Here is a 15,003-nt window from a genome sequence, read left to right on the forward strand (position 1 = left end):
CTTATGAACGCCATGCTTGGTTCTTCAGGAACTGGCCGAAGCCTTGCTCGCCTACCCAATAACGAATTGTGTTTTCAACACCGTTACTGGTAAGGGTCGCACCTGAAAGCGCATCGATTGTGTGAGGATTGCTTGGGTTAGCGTTTTTTACTACACGGATAGCCACTTCGCCATTCTCGTATAATTCCTTGCCGTCCCACTTGTCCTGCCATGCAGGGTTTTGCACTTCACCACCCAATCCTGGGGTTTCTTTTTGCTGATAGTAAATGAGCTCTCGCACAGTTTGGCCGTCAGCGTCTAGCGCTAAGAAACCATACATAAGGTCCCAAAGACCACTACCGTGTACAGGTAGAATAACGCGAGATACATCACCAGCAGCGTCTCGTACTAAATAAACACTGGCAACGTCAGGACGACGTTGGAAACCAACGTTGCTGTTCGTTACTTGTGTGCTGTATTCAGTTTGCTTTGCCGCTTTATACATATCGTAATCTGGCTGAGGCGCGTCAACAAACGTACCTTCATCAAGGTTAACAAAGCGCTGCTCTACACGTTCGCTATAAGTGCTTTCAATAACACTGTTGCTCATACCAACTTCGTACAAACCCGCGGCATTTAAGATGTTACTCTTTTTATCCAGCGCGGCGTTAGTCTGTTGTAGCGAGCGCAGGCCAACGGCTGCGCCTGATACTACAATTGAGCAAACTAAACATACTGCAACAACGATACCTACCGTTTTGCCTAAAGATTCTTTCTTAGCCGACACGTGCTACCCTCCGCTTGATATTGCTTTGTGCGACAAAATAGTCGAACAGTGGCGCCCATAAGTTAGCAAACAGAATTGCTAGCATTACGCCTTCAGGGAAGGCTGGGTTAAGGACGCGTATCAGTACCGTCATAAAACCAATGAAGAAGCCGTATGCCCACTTACCTTGGTTAGTGAATGATGCAGATACTGGGTCTGTTGCCATGAAGAACATACCAAAGGCAAGTCCACCCACAACGAAGTGCCAGTATGCAGGCATTGCAAACATTGTATTGGTATCGCTACCAATGACGTTAAGTAGCGTTGCGAAGAAGGCAACACCTAATGCTACACCAGCGACAATTCGCCAGCTTGCAATACGCATGTACATGATAAACAAACCGCCAATCATGATAGCCAATGCAGACACCTCACCAGCAGAACCAGAGATGGTTCCGATGAAGCTGTTCATCCACAGGTCCATGTTTGCATAATCAAGATTACCTGACGCCGCTTGGCTTAGAGACGTTGCACCCGAATAACCATCAGCGGCCACCCATACTTGGTCACCTGAAATTTGAGCAGGATAAGCAAAGTAAAGGAAAGCACGACCAGATAGTGCTGGGTTAAGGAAGTTACGACCTGTACCACCAAAGACTTCTTTAGCGATAACAACACCGAAAGTAATACCTAAAGCAACCTGCCATAATGGAATGGTTGCTGGCAGCGTTAGCGCGAACAATACCGAGGTTACAAAGAAACCTTCGTTTACTTCATGCTTACGCACAGATGCGAAGAGAACTTCCCAGAAACCACCCACAATAAAGGTAGTTGCATAAATCGGAAGCCAGAAACAAGCACCGTAGAAAAACAGCCCCAACGTGCTTGCGTTGGTTAGGTCACCGCCTAATGACGTGAACAATGCTGCTTGCCATGCATCAGGGAGTGTACCTGCACCCATCGCAACAGCATCTTGTGCCTGCAAACCGATGTTGTACATACCAAAGAACATCGCTGGGAATGTTGCCATCCATACCATGATCATGATGCGTTTAAGGTCGATGCTATCACGCACGTGCGTGTTGGCTTTATTTACTTTGCCCGGCGTATAAAAGATGGTTGCCGCTGCTTCATAAAGCGCATACCACTTTTCATGCTTACCACCCGGCTCAAAGTTCGGTTCGATTTTTTCTAAATACGCTTTTAAACCCATGACTTAACCCTCTTTCTCTATCGTGGCCAAACAGTCGCGTAAAATAGGACCATAGTTGTATTTGCCAGGGCATACGTAAGTACACAATGCCAAATCTTCTTCATCCAATTCTAAACAACCCAACGTCTGAGCACTGTCAGTATCACCAGAAATCAGGTCTCTAAGCAGAAGCGTAGGAATGATATCTAGGGGCATAACGCGTTCATAATTACCAATTGGAACCATAGAACGTTCAGAACCATTGGTAGTTGTTGTCATATCAAATTTCTTGCTACCACCTAGGTGACCTAGGTAAGCACGAGTCACTGAGTGCTTGTCCGAGCCTGGAGTAATCCAGCCAAGGAATTTTTTCTCGCGACCTTCTTTTAATAGTGAAACTTGGGTGTGGAAACGACCTAAGAAACCGTGAACGCCTTGTGCCGTTGTACCGTTAAGTACTGAGCCAGAAACAACACGTACATCACCGTCTGACTGTTCGCCATCGGTAAGTTCAGTAAGGTCGGCACCAATTAGCGTACGAACAAGACGAGGCTTTGTTGCAGCAGGACCCGCTAGCGAAATAACACGACGGTTATCTAGCTGACCTGTTGTTAACAACGCACCAATCGCCATCACGTCTTGATAGTTTACATGCCATACGATTTTGCTAAGACCCGCAGAATCGAGATAATGGATATGTGTACCGGCAAGGCCTGCAGGGTGTGGTCCGCCAAATTCTTCAACGTCGACGGCTGCATCACCAGTAGCCACTGAAGCACCTGGTGCTTTACACACAAAGACCTTTCCACCGCTCAATTGTGTCAACGCTTTAAGACCATTAACGAAATCGTCTTGGCGCTCAGCGATGATAACAGCAGGATCTGCTGCTAACGGATTAGTGTCTATCGCTGTAACAAAGATTGAACTTGGGACAGAATCTAGCGCTGGAGCCTTGCTAAATGGGCGCGTACGTAACGCTGTCCACATACCAGACTCAACGAGGATTGACTGAAGTTGCTCACGTGACGCGCTCGCAATCTGATCAGCAGCGATAATGTCAAAGCTGACGGCATCGCTACCGCTTGCTTTAACAACTACTGATTGCAGAACACGTTTTGCACCACGGTTAACCTCTACCACTTCACCCGCCGCTGGCGCAGTGAATTTAACGCCAGGGTTCTTTTTGTCTTCAAAAAGAACCTGACCTTTCTTCACTACGTCGCCAACTTGGACGTGCATGGTAGGGCGCATACCCACATATTCTTCTCCCAGAATGGCAACGCGCGATACAGCAGACGCTTCAGCAATCTCCTGTTTCGGCGCTCCCTCAATTGGGAGGTCGAGACCTTTCTTGATTTTTATCATATGTAATTGCACTACTCTAATAGAAATACCCTTTTGCATGACCGCAGTAAACCTGCCTGTCAGCATGCAAAAAAGCATTTAAAACAGGTGTTATACACCTTTAATTATTTGAATGACGGAACTTGCTACGTTGTCACGACCTGCTTACTTTTTAGCCGCAACGTTTATTTGTTATAGACCAACGTCAGAATTTTACACCTTTTTATGCTTTTATCGGCGTAATGAATGCTGCTGTTGAGCGAAGGTAGATACGCCCCCCACTTAATGCCGGGATTTTAGCATTAACAAATAGGTTTGTGCCATGCAAATCACGATTAAAGCTAAAAATTTCTACAATTTAATGTAAATTTTTTAACTCGTATCACGTAATTAGGGGGTAAAAAGCCGTCAACGAAGACGGCTTTTAAACACTTGGTTAGTGTCAGACACTACCAGCCTATTTGAGCTTCAACATCTTGTTCGTAATCAACCGTCTCAATGTCGAAACCGAAAAGTTTCAAAAATTCATGGTGGTAACCTTTATAGTCACTTAACTCATGAAAATTCTCTTGGGTAACTTGATCCCACAGCGCTTTAATTTTCGCTTGTGTGGCATCATTTGTTTCTTTTCCGTCCATGCGGAATCGATTGGCTTCGTCCAAGGTGGGGTTATCACCAAACAAGCATTCAGTAAAGAGCCCATGAATTTGTTCAATACACCCTTCGTGGGTGCCTTCTTCTTTCATTACTTTGTAAATTAAAGAGATATATAAAGGCATTACAGGGATTGCTGAACTGGCCTGAGTCACCAACGCTTTTAACGAGCTAACGTTAGCTTGGACCAGCAACTTACTATTTTTACCGATAATTGCAGCAGCGGCGCGGTCTAGGTCTTCTTTTGCTTTGCCAATCGTAGCTTGGCCATAAATAGGCCATGTGAGTTCTTTACCAATATAGGTGTAAGCTGTGGTTTTGCAGCCTTCAGCAAGCACATCGGCATCACGCAAGAAGTCCATCCAACGTTCCCAGTCTTCGCCACCCATTACTTTTATCGTGTTTAAGATTTCGTCGTTATTGGCTGGTTCTAACGACACATCATGGACTTTGTCTTTATCGGTATCATAGGTTTTGGTGGTGTACGCTTGCCCTACTGGCTTAAGCGTCGATTTATACGTCACCCCAGTTTCAGGGTCAGTACGACGAGGCGATGCCAAACTGTAAATTACAAGATCGACTTTTCCCATGTCGGCTTTAATTTTTTCAATCGCTTGTGCTTTTATTTCGTCAGAAAACGCGTCGCCATTAATGGTGTCTGCATACACCCCTTTCTTTTTAGCTTCGCTATGAAATGCGGCGGTGTTGTACCAGCCTGCCGTTCCCGTTTTGCGCTCGGTCGGTGCCTTTTCAAAACAAACACCAAGCGTGTTTGCACCGTATCCGAATGCTGAGGTAATACGCGATGCTAAGCCATATCCAGTAGAGCTGCCGATCACAAGCACGTTTTTAGGGCCCTCGCCAATGCTTCCTTTGCTCTCGATATAAGCAATTTGTTCTGCAACCGATGCTGCACAGCCCACCGGATGCGCGTTCGTGCAAATAAAGCCTCGTACTTTAGGCTTAATAACCATATTCATTTTCCTTTTATTAGCGTGCGCGTATTGTAAACATGCATGGGCGTTTAACAACTCGGAGCAGATGCGCTGTCGTAACACGCGCATTGCAGCCACGTTTCTCATGCAGTGAATCAAAACCGAAAACGTAATCTAGTATAACGCCCCTTCTTATTATTACCCATGTCTTTGAAAATTAGCGACTTACATCATCATATTTTTTCATGAGCACGCTAAGGCGCTAAGAAAAAAGGGCTTACACCCTATTGATGTAAGCCCTTTTTACTACGAGTAATATAACGGTGTTATTCGCGGTTTTTATAATATTCTTGGTCGGCAAGCTTGTGATACGCCGCCACATCTTTATAAAAAGCTTGGTAGTTGCTGTAGATTCTCGCAAAGTCTGCGTCTTCTTCTGACAGGCGCGTCATCACTTTTTCAGTGGCTTGCTTCAGCGCTTGCATTACATCATCGGGCAACGGTTTCACTTTTACGCCGTGCTCGTTAATGAGTGATTGCATGGCACTGTTATTTCGCGCTGTATATTCGTCAAGCATATCTTGATTCACCGCGCGAATGGCAATGCGCACAATAGATTGTAAATCGCTAGGCAGGCTTTCAAAAGCGTCTTCATTCACGATGAACTCAAGCATGGTGCCTGGCTCATGCCAGCCTGAGTGATAATAGTATTCTGCCGCTCTATGAAGGCCAAACGCCAAATCGTTGTACGGGCCTACCCATTCAGTAGCGTCAATAGCGCCTGTTTGCAGCGACACGAATATTTCGCCTCCAGTAAGGGTCACTGGTACGCCACCAACTTCTTTAAACACTTCACCACCAAGCCCTGGAATACGCATATTAATGCCGGCAAAATCGTCAAGGCTATTTATTTCTTTTTTAAACCACCCCGCCATTTGCACCCCGGTACTGCCGCCCGCAAAGGGAATAACACCAAACGGCTTATACAGCTCCTGCCATAACTCAAGGCCACCGCCATAGTGTAGCCAAGCATTCATTTCATTGGCTGTCATCCCAAATGGGATGGCTGAAAATATCGGAGCGGCCGGAATTTTGCCTTTCCAGTAGTACGACCCCGCATGACCCATTTGCGCCGTACCTTGCGCAACCGCGTCAAACACCTCAAATCCCGGCACCAGTTCACCTGCACCGTATACCGACACTTTTAAGCGTCCGCTCGACATCTCCTCTACATATTGAGCAAAGGTTTCAGGCCCTCTGCCTAGCCCCGGGAAATTCTTTGGCCACGCTGTAACCATTTTCCATTCATAGGTTTTTGCCGGCTCTACAGCGTTGGTCGACACCGTTTCTTTGTCTGAACATCCACTTAATGCAGTCAATGCCAATACGCTGGCCAATGACAACAGTATTTTTGCTACTTTCATAATGGTTATCTCGATGAGTTATATACAATATCTGGCAGCCATGTGGCGAGTTCCGGCCATATGGCAAGGGCTAACAGTAATAATAGCTGGATAGCAATAAACGGCATCACCCCACGATAAATATCTGACGTTTTTACCTCAGGTGGCGCAACACCTCTTAAATAAAACAACGCAAAGCCAAACGGAGGCGTAAGGAACGAGGTTTGAAGGTTTACGGCTAGCATAATACCTAACCATACTGGGTCTAATCCCATCGCCAATAAGATAGGCGCAACAATGGGAACCACAACAAACGTTATCTCGATAAAGTCCAAGATAAAACCTAGCACGAATACTAACAGCATGACCAAACACATGGCGCCAATAACGCCACCGGGTAAGTTAGTTAAAAACGTTTGTACAAGGTGCTCTCCGCCAAACCCTCGAAAAACTAAGGAAAATACAGATGCCCCAATCAGGATCATAAAGACCATGCAGGTAATTTTTGTCGTGTCTTGCATGGCGCTTTTCAACACATGCCGCGTAAGTTTACGCTGCGTGAGCGCAAGCACTAATGCGCCCATCGCTCCCACACCGGCTGCTTCTGTAGGCGTCGCATACCCGCTAAGTATCGACCCTAACACGAGCAAAATTAAAACAAGCGGCGGAACAAGAGCATGCAGTAACGATGGCGTATCGTCTTTATCGTCTTCAGAAAGAGTGGCCTGCACCTCAGAGTAAGTACTTACCTCTTTCATACCAGAGATATTACTGAGGAAAATAACGTAGATAAGATAGAGCGCAACAAGTAGTAGGCCTGGAAGTAGCGCCCCAACAAATAAGTCGCCAACAGATACCGAGTCAGGAGAGAAAATCCCCATCGACAATTGCGCTTTTTGATATGCACTTGAAAGTACATCGCCAAGCAATACGAGGGCGATAGAAGGCGGAATAATTTGCCCTAGCGTACCCGTTGCGCAAATAGTGCCTGTCGCAAAAGAAGGGCTGTAACCTCGATTGAGCATTGCGGGTAATGACAACAACCCCATCGTCACTACGGTAGCGCCAACAATTCCGGTACTCGCCGCCAATAACATGCCTACTATGACTACTGAAACGGCCATTCCTGATTGATATCGCCCCATTAACGACGACATAGCAAGCAGCAAATTCTCGGCGACTTTCGACTTTTCTAGCACCACGCCCATAAAAACGAAAAGCGGAACAGCAATAAGGGTTTGATTAGTAAGAATGCCGTAAAACCGACTTGGCAACGCGTTGAGATAACTGGGGTCAAATGCACCAACAACATACCCTAGCCCTGCGAAAATAAGCGAGGTACCCGCCAATGTGAATGCCACAGGAAAACCAAACATGAGTGCGCCGCACACACACAGGAAAAGAACAATAGCCATCCATTCCATTAGCCCTGCTCTCCCTGCTTAATAATACGAACATTACGTATTATGTCAGATACGCCTTGTAACAGTAGCTGTACCGTCATCACAATGATAAGGGATTTAAGAATGAACACTAAGGGGAGACCACCAGCCTCTTTTGAACCTTCAAGTAGGCGCCATGATTCGCTTACATAAGAGAAACTGTAAATAATCACAACAATGGTCAACGGCATCAGGAAAAGCATTGTGCCAACCACGTTAACCCACGCTTTTCGCACAAGCGACCAGTTTCGATAAAGCACATCAACACGAACATGACCGTCTGCACGCAGCGTGTAAGCCATACCAAGCATAAAGACAATACTGTGGAGATACATTACCGATTCTTGAAGCGCTATCCAGCCGCTATTAAACCCATAACGCAGTACAACAATAGAAAACGTCACGATAACCATCAATAGTGTGGCCGCACTGACTGCCTGAAATATAAACGCATTGCATTTATCAATGACCGAAAGCGGCATCTGGTGCATTGACGTTGGAGATTCATTACTACTGGCAAGCGCCATACTGACGACCCTTCCACTTTACTTAACAGTTTTTTTACATACCGCTAGAGTAATGAGTTTCTATTTGTTTGCCAATGCTTTGCATAAAAAATAGTGAGATGAGAAAACAAGGTAGCGATTTTTTTTGTAACCAAGGCGAGAAGCCTTTTAAGACGGCGATAAACCAGGGGGAGAGAAAACAAATAAAACAAGTAAGCAGGTATGCCTGCTTACTTGCATGATGCGGAATTAACCTAGTATATCAAGCAATTCAACATCGAAGATTAGCGTGCTGTAAGGGGCAATAGCTGCGCCTGCACCTTGTTCGCCATACGCAAGGTCGTGTGGTACGTATATACGCAATTTACCACCAACTTTCATAAGTTGTAGGGCTTCTGTCCAACCTTTGATTACACCACCAACTGGGAACTCAGCCGGTTGACCGCGCTCGTAAGAGCTGTCGAATGTGGTGCCGTTAATTAGTGTACCGTGGTAATGAACACGTACTGTGCTAGCAGGAACAGGTGTTTCACCGTCGCCTTCTGCAAGTACTTCATACTGTAAACCAGACTCAGTGACGTTTACTTCGTCACGCTTTGCGTTATCTGCTAAGAATACGTTGCCTTCTTCGATAACCGCTTTGCTTGCTTCTTCTTTTTCAGCTTGCATACGGTTGTGGATCTCACCAAATGCATCACGAAGCGTGTCGTTATCGATTTGAGGTGCAGAACCTGAGAACGCATCTTTTAAACCGGCAACTACCGCATCAATAGCTAATCCTTCAAAAGGATTTGATTGTAGTTGTTGACCCATTTGAAAACCAATGCCGTAACTTGCTTGGGTTTCTACCGTATTGAATGTATCAGTCACAAGAACTCCTGAAAGTAAATTACAAATGCAGTACAAATTTCAAACAAATCGCTCTTTTCGATTTTGTTTCTGCATTTTCCGGTGCGGGAGTGTATCACACCAGAAAAAATCTTGCTTTGCGCATTGGTCAAGCAGGCCTAAAAGTACCAAATTGTTGTAAATTATAACTGAAAGTGGTTAGACAAGCCGCTCACGACACAGTATGGTTAAGGCCATATATTTAGGAGGATAGCATGCAAACACATTACGATGCTGAACTAAAAGATACCGTTCGGTACCTTGGAAAGACCCTTGGTGAAACCATTCAAAACCAGTTAGGTAACGAGTGGTTAGAAAAGATTGAAAAGATCAGAAAAGACGGCCGCGCGTCGTACCAAGGTGATACATCTTGCAGTGAAGAACTGAAAGAAACTTTCAAAACGATGTCCGACGATGACTTGCTTACCGTAGGTCGTGCTTTTGCCCAATTTCTAAATTTAGGCAACATTGCCGAGCAAGAATATACCAGCGCAATGAATGTTGATGCCTCTATTGATGCGCTTTTTGAACATTTAGACAAAGCTGAACTTACTGCTGAGAAAGTACAAGAAGCAGTAGGTAAACTTAATATCGACCTCGTTCTTACCGCTCACCCAACGGAAGTCACGCGCCGCACGCTTATTCATAAGCATAAAGAACTCGCTAGCTGCCTTCAGGCGGTACACCAAGAGTCACTTAACGATGTTGAGCGCATGAAGGTAGAAACGCGTATTGCCGACCTTATTGCGCAGGCGTGGCACACTGAAGAGATTCGTTCGGTACGCCCTACTCCAGTAGATGAAGCACGCTGGGGTTTCTCAGTAATAGAAAACTCATTGTGGGAAGCCGTACCCGATTTCTTAAGAGAGCTTGATGGCCGACTAAACCAAGATTACGACATCTCACTTCCGCTTGACGCGGCGCCAGTGCAATTTAGCTCTTGGATGGGCGGCGACCGCGATGGTAATCCCTTCGTGACATCAAAAGTAACCGAACAAGTATTATTACTTGCGCGCAAACGTGCCGCTAAGTTGTTTGCTATCGACCTAGACCGTCTACAAGTAGAGCTGTCGATGTACGATTGCAACGACGCACTTCGCGAAAAAGTGGGTGACGCAAACGAACCATACCGCGCGCTATTACGTCCGTTGGTAGAGCGCTTTGTTGCCACGCGTGATGGCATTGCAGACTACTTAGCGGGTAACAATCCAGATACCTCAAACTGGATCGAAAGCAATGAAGAACTCATAGATGCCTTGTTGCTATGCCACCAATCACTCATTGATTGTGGGATGCAGGTTGTCGCAAACGGCTTACTCTTAGACACTATTCGTCGTGCTAATGTGTTCGGCATCCACCTTCTTCGATTAGACGTACGTCAAGATTCAGAACGTCATTCTGATGTATTCAGCGAGCTTACGCGTTATTTAGGCCTTGGCGATTACGCGCAGTGGAGCGAAGCGGATAAACAAGCATTTTTGCTTCGTGAGCTAGGTTCAAAACGCCCACTTTTCCCTGCGCAATGGGATGCATCAGACGATGTAAAAGAAGTACTCAATACGTGTAAAGTGGTTGCCAAACACAGTAAACATGGATTTGGCATATATATCATCTCAATGGCAAGTGAGCCATCAGATGTATTGGCGGTTCAACTTCTATTGAAAGAAAGTGGCGTTGACTGGCCTATGCCTGTAGCACCGCTTTTTGAAACGCTAGACGATTTAAATAACTCTCCAGACGTCATGCGTAAACTACTGTCGATAGACTGGTATCGTGGATATGTAAAAGGCCGTCAATTTGTCATGATAGGCTATTCTGACTCTGCGAAAGATGCTGGCGCGTTAGCAGCTGGCTGGGCACAGTACCAATCGCAAGAGGCATTGGTGGCAATTGCAGAAGAATACGATGTATCGTTAACGCTTTTCCACGGGCGTGGCGGTACAATTGGTCGTGGTGGCCTACCTGCGCACGCGGCTATTTACTCACAGCCTCCAGGTTCGTTAGAAGGTGGATTCCGCGTAACAGAACAAGGTGAAACTATTCGTTATAAGTTTGGTATGCCGAAATTAGCGAAACGCAGTTTGGGTATCTATGCCAGCGCCATTATCGAAGCAATGTTGTTCCCACCACCAGCACCGAAACAAGAATGGCGTGAACTTATCACCACCATGGCGGGGCAAGGACGTGATAACTACCGTGCTACCGTGCGTCATGACAAAGAGTTTGTTCCGTATTTCCGTGTAGCTACACCAGAGCAAGAGCTGGGTAAACTGCCTCTAGGCAGCCGCCCTGCGAAGCGCAAACCTCAAGGTGGTATTGAAAGCCTACGCGCTATTCCGTGGATTTTCGCTTGGGCACAAACCCGTTTGGTACTGCCAAGTTGGTTAGGCGTAATGCGTGCGATAGACAGCATTAAAACGCCGGAAAACGAGAAAGTAGTCAACGAAATGTTCAGCGAATGGCCATTTTATCGTTCGCGCTTATCTATGCTAGACATGGTTTTCCACAAGGCTGATCCGCGCATCAGTGAAGCCTACGATGAGCGTCTTGTGCCTGAAGAGCTGAAACATTTTGGTGAAGCATTACGCACTGAGTTAAAAGAGAGCATTTCATCGCTACTTGCTATTACCGGCGACGACGACATTATGAAGAACGACCCGCAAGGTAAAGAGTCGATGGAGATACGCGCAGCGTACCTGCAGCCTCTTCATTATCTTCAGATTGAACTTCTCGACCGTATCCGTAAAGCTGGTGACGATGCACAGAACACAAGCTTAGAGCGCGCCATGATGGTAACCATCACGGGTATTGCAACCGGTATGCGTAATACCGGTTAATAAACCGTAGTCAGTGTAAATAAAAACCCGCGTTCAACGCGGGTTTTTTTATACCTTTTTTAAGCACCCGCTCTATTTCTCTATCGTTCTATAGGATTGTGAAGCGTTAACGTACTTTTTGAGCGCTAAGCGTCTGACTGCCTCACCCGGGACAGTTACCCTCTAGTGTCCCCCAGTATATCGTTAGGCGTGTACTTGCAGTAAAAAATACAAACTCATAAATCATTGAGGACATTATTATGCAGGAGATGAATACTTACGAAATAGAAGCAGTATCTGGTGGAATGAATGACTAAAAGAAGTGAACGAGACAACGATTGAAACTGAGTGCTTGTTACCACATTAAAGAGCGCTTAAAACTGGTAGTGTTGTCGTAAACAGGCTTACGCTCCCTCAAAAGTCCGCACAAGGATGCGACGGCTAAGCCTTCGAGGTGTAACAAAAAGGCTGGATACGTAAGGTCGAACAGACTGTCTGCAGCATGAATGCTACAGCCAAGCTTCCATGTATGGAATCTCGGCATGCCTGTGTAGGCCTTACGTATCCAGCCTCTATTCGGCGGATGCAGCGCATCCGCCAACAGCCTATTAGCCGTTTACGAAGTCAACGCCTAGCTTGATGTCGCCACGTAGGCCTTCAAGCATGTCGTTTTTCGCTTTTTCTTCAAATGCGCTTAGCTCGCCGTATGGCAAGATTTCTTCAACACCGTTTGCACCTAAGCGAACTGGGTGTGCGAAGAATGCTGCATCGTCACTCTCGTCAGTTTGAACGTAAGTGTACTCAACCACGTTCTCACCTTGCATTGCTGCAACGAGAGACAAACAGAAACGTGCTGCTGCTTGACCCATAGAAAGAGTAGCAGAGCCGCCGCCAGCTTTTGCTTCAACTACTTCAGTACCTGCATTTTGGATACGAGTAGTAAGGCTTGCAACTTCTTCGTCAGTAAACTCAACACCTTCAACTTGTGAAAGAAGAGGAAGGATAGTTGTACCAGAGTGACCGCCGATTACCGGTACGTGTACCGAAGATACATCTACACCTTTAAGCTCAGCAACAAAAGTTTCAGCGCGGATAACGTCAAGCGTCGTTACACCGAAAAGTTTGTTTTTGTTATAAACGCCTTTTGCTTTCAGCGTTTCTGCAGCGATAGCAACAGTTGTATTAACTGGGTTGGTGATGATTCCAACACACGCGTCTGGGCAATTGTCAGCAACACCTTCAATAAGGTTCTTAACAATACCAGCGTTGATGTTGAACAGATCTGAACGATCCATACCTGGCTTACGCGGCACACCTGCAGGGATAAGAACAACGTCACACCCTGTTAATGCATCAGCAAGGTCATCTTTACCGTGACCGGTTACTTTTACCGCAGTGGGGATGTGACTCAAATCAACAGCAACACCTGGAACAACTGGCGCTACATCATAAAGCGCTAATTCTGAACCTGCTGGCAATTGTGTTTTCAACAACAAAGACAGCGCTTGACCAATACCACCTGCAGCACCTAACACGGCTACTTTCATACCATTTCTCCTATGGGATTACTCACGTATTTAAACGGAACGTCACACTAATGCAACGCGTGGGAAAACTCAATCACCGGATAGTCTTATTGACGTTATTTATGATGATTTTTACACGATATTCATTATAATGAATGTTTATGCAAGCAAAATGCGTAAAGTCTACTAAAAGACAGCATTTACACTGCCTACCATTATACCCTAACAATAGAAAAAGAGCGCTAATGGCAAACGTAAAACAAGAACAACTCATTAAAGCTTTTAAAGAAATACTTAAAGCAGAAAGCTATGGTTCACAAGGCGAAATTGTTGAAGCGCTAAAAACGCAAGGTTTTGACAACATTAGCCAGTCTAAAATATCACGAATGTTGAGTAAATTCGGCGCAGTACGCACGCGAAATGCGCGGGGCGACATGGTGTATTGCCTGCCACCAGAGCTAGGCATGCCGACGGCTAAAAGCCCGCTTAAGCAATTGGTCCTCGACATTGTTCATAACAACGTAATGGTAATTATTAGAACAAGTCCCGGCGCGGCTCAACTTATTGCCCGTTTACTCGATTCACTGAGTAAGAAAGACGGCGTATTAGGTACAATAGCAGGCGATGACACAATATTTATTGCTCCTGCTGATGTGTCGAATATAGAAGAACTGCGACAGCGTGTAGAAGACCTGTTCGAAAACGTATAAAAACGCTATTTGACCTGGTCGCCCAACGATAAAAAGCCGCACGTTGTGCGGCTTTTTTGTTACTTAATGCTAGGTTTACGCTAACAATTTAATAAGGGCTTCAGCCGCTGGCTTTGATGATGGTGGGTTTTGCCCCGTCACTAACAACCCATCAGAACAGACCTTTACCGCAAAGTCGTCGGCGCTTTCGTAATTCCCACCTTTTTTAACCAGTTCATCTTCCACAAGATATGGCACAACGTTGGTCAGTTCCATCGCCGCTTCTTCACTATTGGAAAAGCCAGTTACCGATTTCCCCTTCACTAGGTGCTCGCCATTTGGCAGCGTAACGTCTTTAAGCACGATGGGCGCATGACACACCGCACCAACAGGCTTGTTAGACGCAATCATTGCTTCAATTAATGCAATTGAATATTCATTGTCTGACAAATCCCACAACGGGCCGTGGCCACCGGGGTAGAACACTGCGTCGAATTCTTCTTCGCGAACGTCTTCAAGCGGGATAGTCGATGAAACAGCACTGCGTGCAACCTCGTCCTTAGCATAACGCTTTGCATCGTCAGTCATGGCATCGTCAGTAAGGCTATTGGGGTCAATGGGCACTTGACCACCCATTGTCGATGCTAACGTTATCGTATAACCGGCATCTTTGAACGCATAGTAAGGTGCAGCAAACTCTTCTAGCCACATACCTGTTTTGTTTCCCGTGTTGCCCATAATCTCGTGTGATGTCATTACCATTAACATACGCTTAGACATTTTATCCTCCTTGGATTTATTGCTAGTAGTGTTAATGGGTTCGTGTGAAACAGGGAATAAGATCAGAAAGTCATGAAGTTAAA

12 protein-coding genes are annotated in these 15,003 nt (G+C 45.8%); 2 read left to right on the plus strand and 10 right to left on the minus strand.

The features are described 5' to 3' along the window. Position 1: 1 nt before the first annotated feature. The 8 genes from ACOJRU_RS14740 to ACOJRU_RS14775 form a co-directional block, all read right to left on the minus strand. The gene (locus ACOJRU_RS14740; protein WP_421132494.1) at positions 2 to 766 is read right to left on the minus strand and encodes a Na(+)-translocating NADH-quinone reductase subunit C; all 765 of its coding nucleotides are present in this window, start codon (positions 764 to 766) and stop codon (positions 2 to 4) included. Then, positions 756 to 1,958: an NADH:ubiquinone reductase (Na(+)-transporting) subunit B gene (locus ACOJRU_RS14745; protein WP_421132495.1), complete on the minus strand. Its 1,203-nt coding sequence runs from the start codon at positions 1,956 to 1,958 to the stop codon at positions 756 to 758. The genes ACOJRU_RS14740 and ACOJRU_RS14745 overlap by 11 nt, the downstream gene beginning before the upstream one ends. 3 nt (positions 1,959 to 1,961) lie before the next feature. Beyond that, positions 1,962 to 3,302: a Na(+)-translocating NADH-quinone reductase subunit A gene (locus ACOJRU_RS14750; RefSeq protein ID WP_421132496.1), complete on the minus strand. Its 1,341-nt coding sequence runs from the start codon at positions 3,300 to 3,302 to the stop codon at positions 1,962 to 1,964. Between the two features lie 428 nt (positions 3,303 to 3,730). After that, positions 3,731 to 4,909, minus strand: a complete 1,179-nt coding sequence (fabV, locus tag ACOJRU_RS14755; RefSeq protein WP_421132497.1) for an enoyl-ACP reductase FabV — start codon at positions 4,907 to 4,909, stop codon at positions 3,731 to 3,733. A gap of 287 nt (positions 4,910 to 5,196) precedes the next feature. Then, positions 5,197 to 6,294, minus strand: a complete 1,098-nt coding sequence (locus ACOJRU_RS14760; protein ID WP_421132498.1) for a TRAP transporter substrate-binding protein — start codon at positions 6,292 to 6,294, stop codon at positions 5,197 to 5,199. A gap of 5 nt (positions 6,295 to 6,299) precedes the next feature. Next, complete coding sequence (locus ACOJRU_RS14765) at positions 6,300 to 7,697, minus strand: TRAP transporter large permease (RefSeq protein ID WP_421132499.1); 1,398 nt, start codon at positions 7,695 to 7,697, stop codon at positions 6,300 to 6,302. Next, complete coding sequence (locus tag ACOJRU_RS14770; RefSeq protein ID WP_421132500.1) at positions 7,697 to 8,242, minus strand: TRAP transporter small permease subunit; 546 nt, start codon at positions 8,240 to 8,242, stop codon at positions 7,697 to 7,699. Before ACOJRU_RS14770 ends, ACOJRU_RS14765 begins: the two co-directional genes overlap by 1 nt. A gap of 228 nt (positions 8,243 to 8,470) precedes the next feature. Beyond that, complete coding sequence (locus ACOJRU_RS14775) at positions 8,471 to 9,091, minus strand: FKBP-type peptidyl-prolyl cis-trans isomerase (RefSeq protein ID WP_421132501.1); 621 nt, start codon at positions 9,089 to 9,091, stop codon at positions 8,471 to 8,473. A 233-nt stretch (positions 9,092 to 9,324) separates the two neighbouring features. On the opposite strand from ACOJRU_RS14775, the gene ppc reads away from it, so the two are divergent. Then, positions 9,325 to 11,946 (plus strand): phosphoenolpyruvate carboxylase, encoded by a 2,622-nt coding sequence (gene ppc / locus ACOJRU_RS14780; protein ID WP_421132502.1) that lies wholly within the window; start codon positions 9,325 to 9,327, stop codon positions 11,944 to 11,946. Positions 11,947 to 12,533: 587 nt separating this feature from the next. Here ppc and mdh read toward each other — a convergent pair. After that, positions 12,534 to 13,472 carry a malate dehydrogenase gene (gene mdh, locus ACOJRU_RS14785; RefSeq protein ID WP_421132503.1) on the minus strand — a complete coding sequence of 313 codons (939 nt, stop codon included), beginning with the start codon at positions 13,470 to 13,472 and terminating at the stop codon, positions 12,534 to 12,536. Positions 13,473 to 13,696: 224 nt separating this feature from the next. Here mdh and argR point away from each other — a divergent pair, with 224 nt between their 5' ends. Next, positions 13,697 to 14,161: a transcriptional regulator ArgR gene (gene argR, locus ACOJRU_RS14790; RefSeq protein WP_421132504.1), complete on the plus strand. Its 465-nt coding sequence runs from the start codon at positions 13,697 to 13,699 to the stop codon at positions 14,159 to 14,161. 75 nt (positions 14,162 to 14,236) lie between these two features. Here the strand turns inward: argR and ACOJRU_RS14795 are convergent, their stop codons facing one another. Further along, a complete protein-coding gene (locus tag ACOJRU_RS14795; protein WP_421132505.1) occupies positions 14,237 to 14,920 on the minus strand; it encodes a type 1 glutamine amidotransferase domain-containing protein in 684 nt (227 codons plus the stop codon). Positions 14,921 to 15,003 lie beyond the last annotated feature (83 nt).

The sequence above is a fragment of the Alteromonas algae genome (assembly GCF_049117195.1).
GTDB lineage: Bacteria > Pseudomonadota > Gammaproteobacteria > Enterobacterales > Alteromonadaceae > Alteromonas.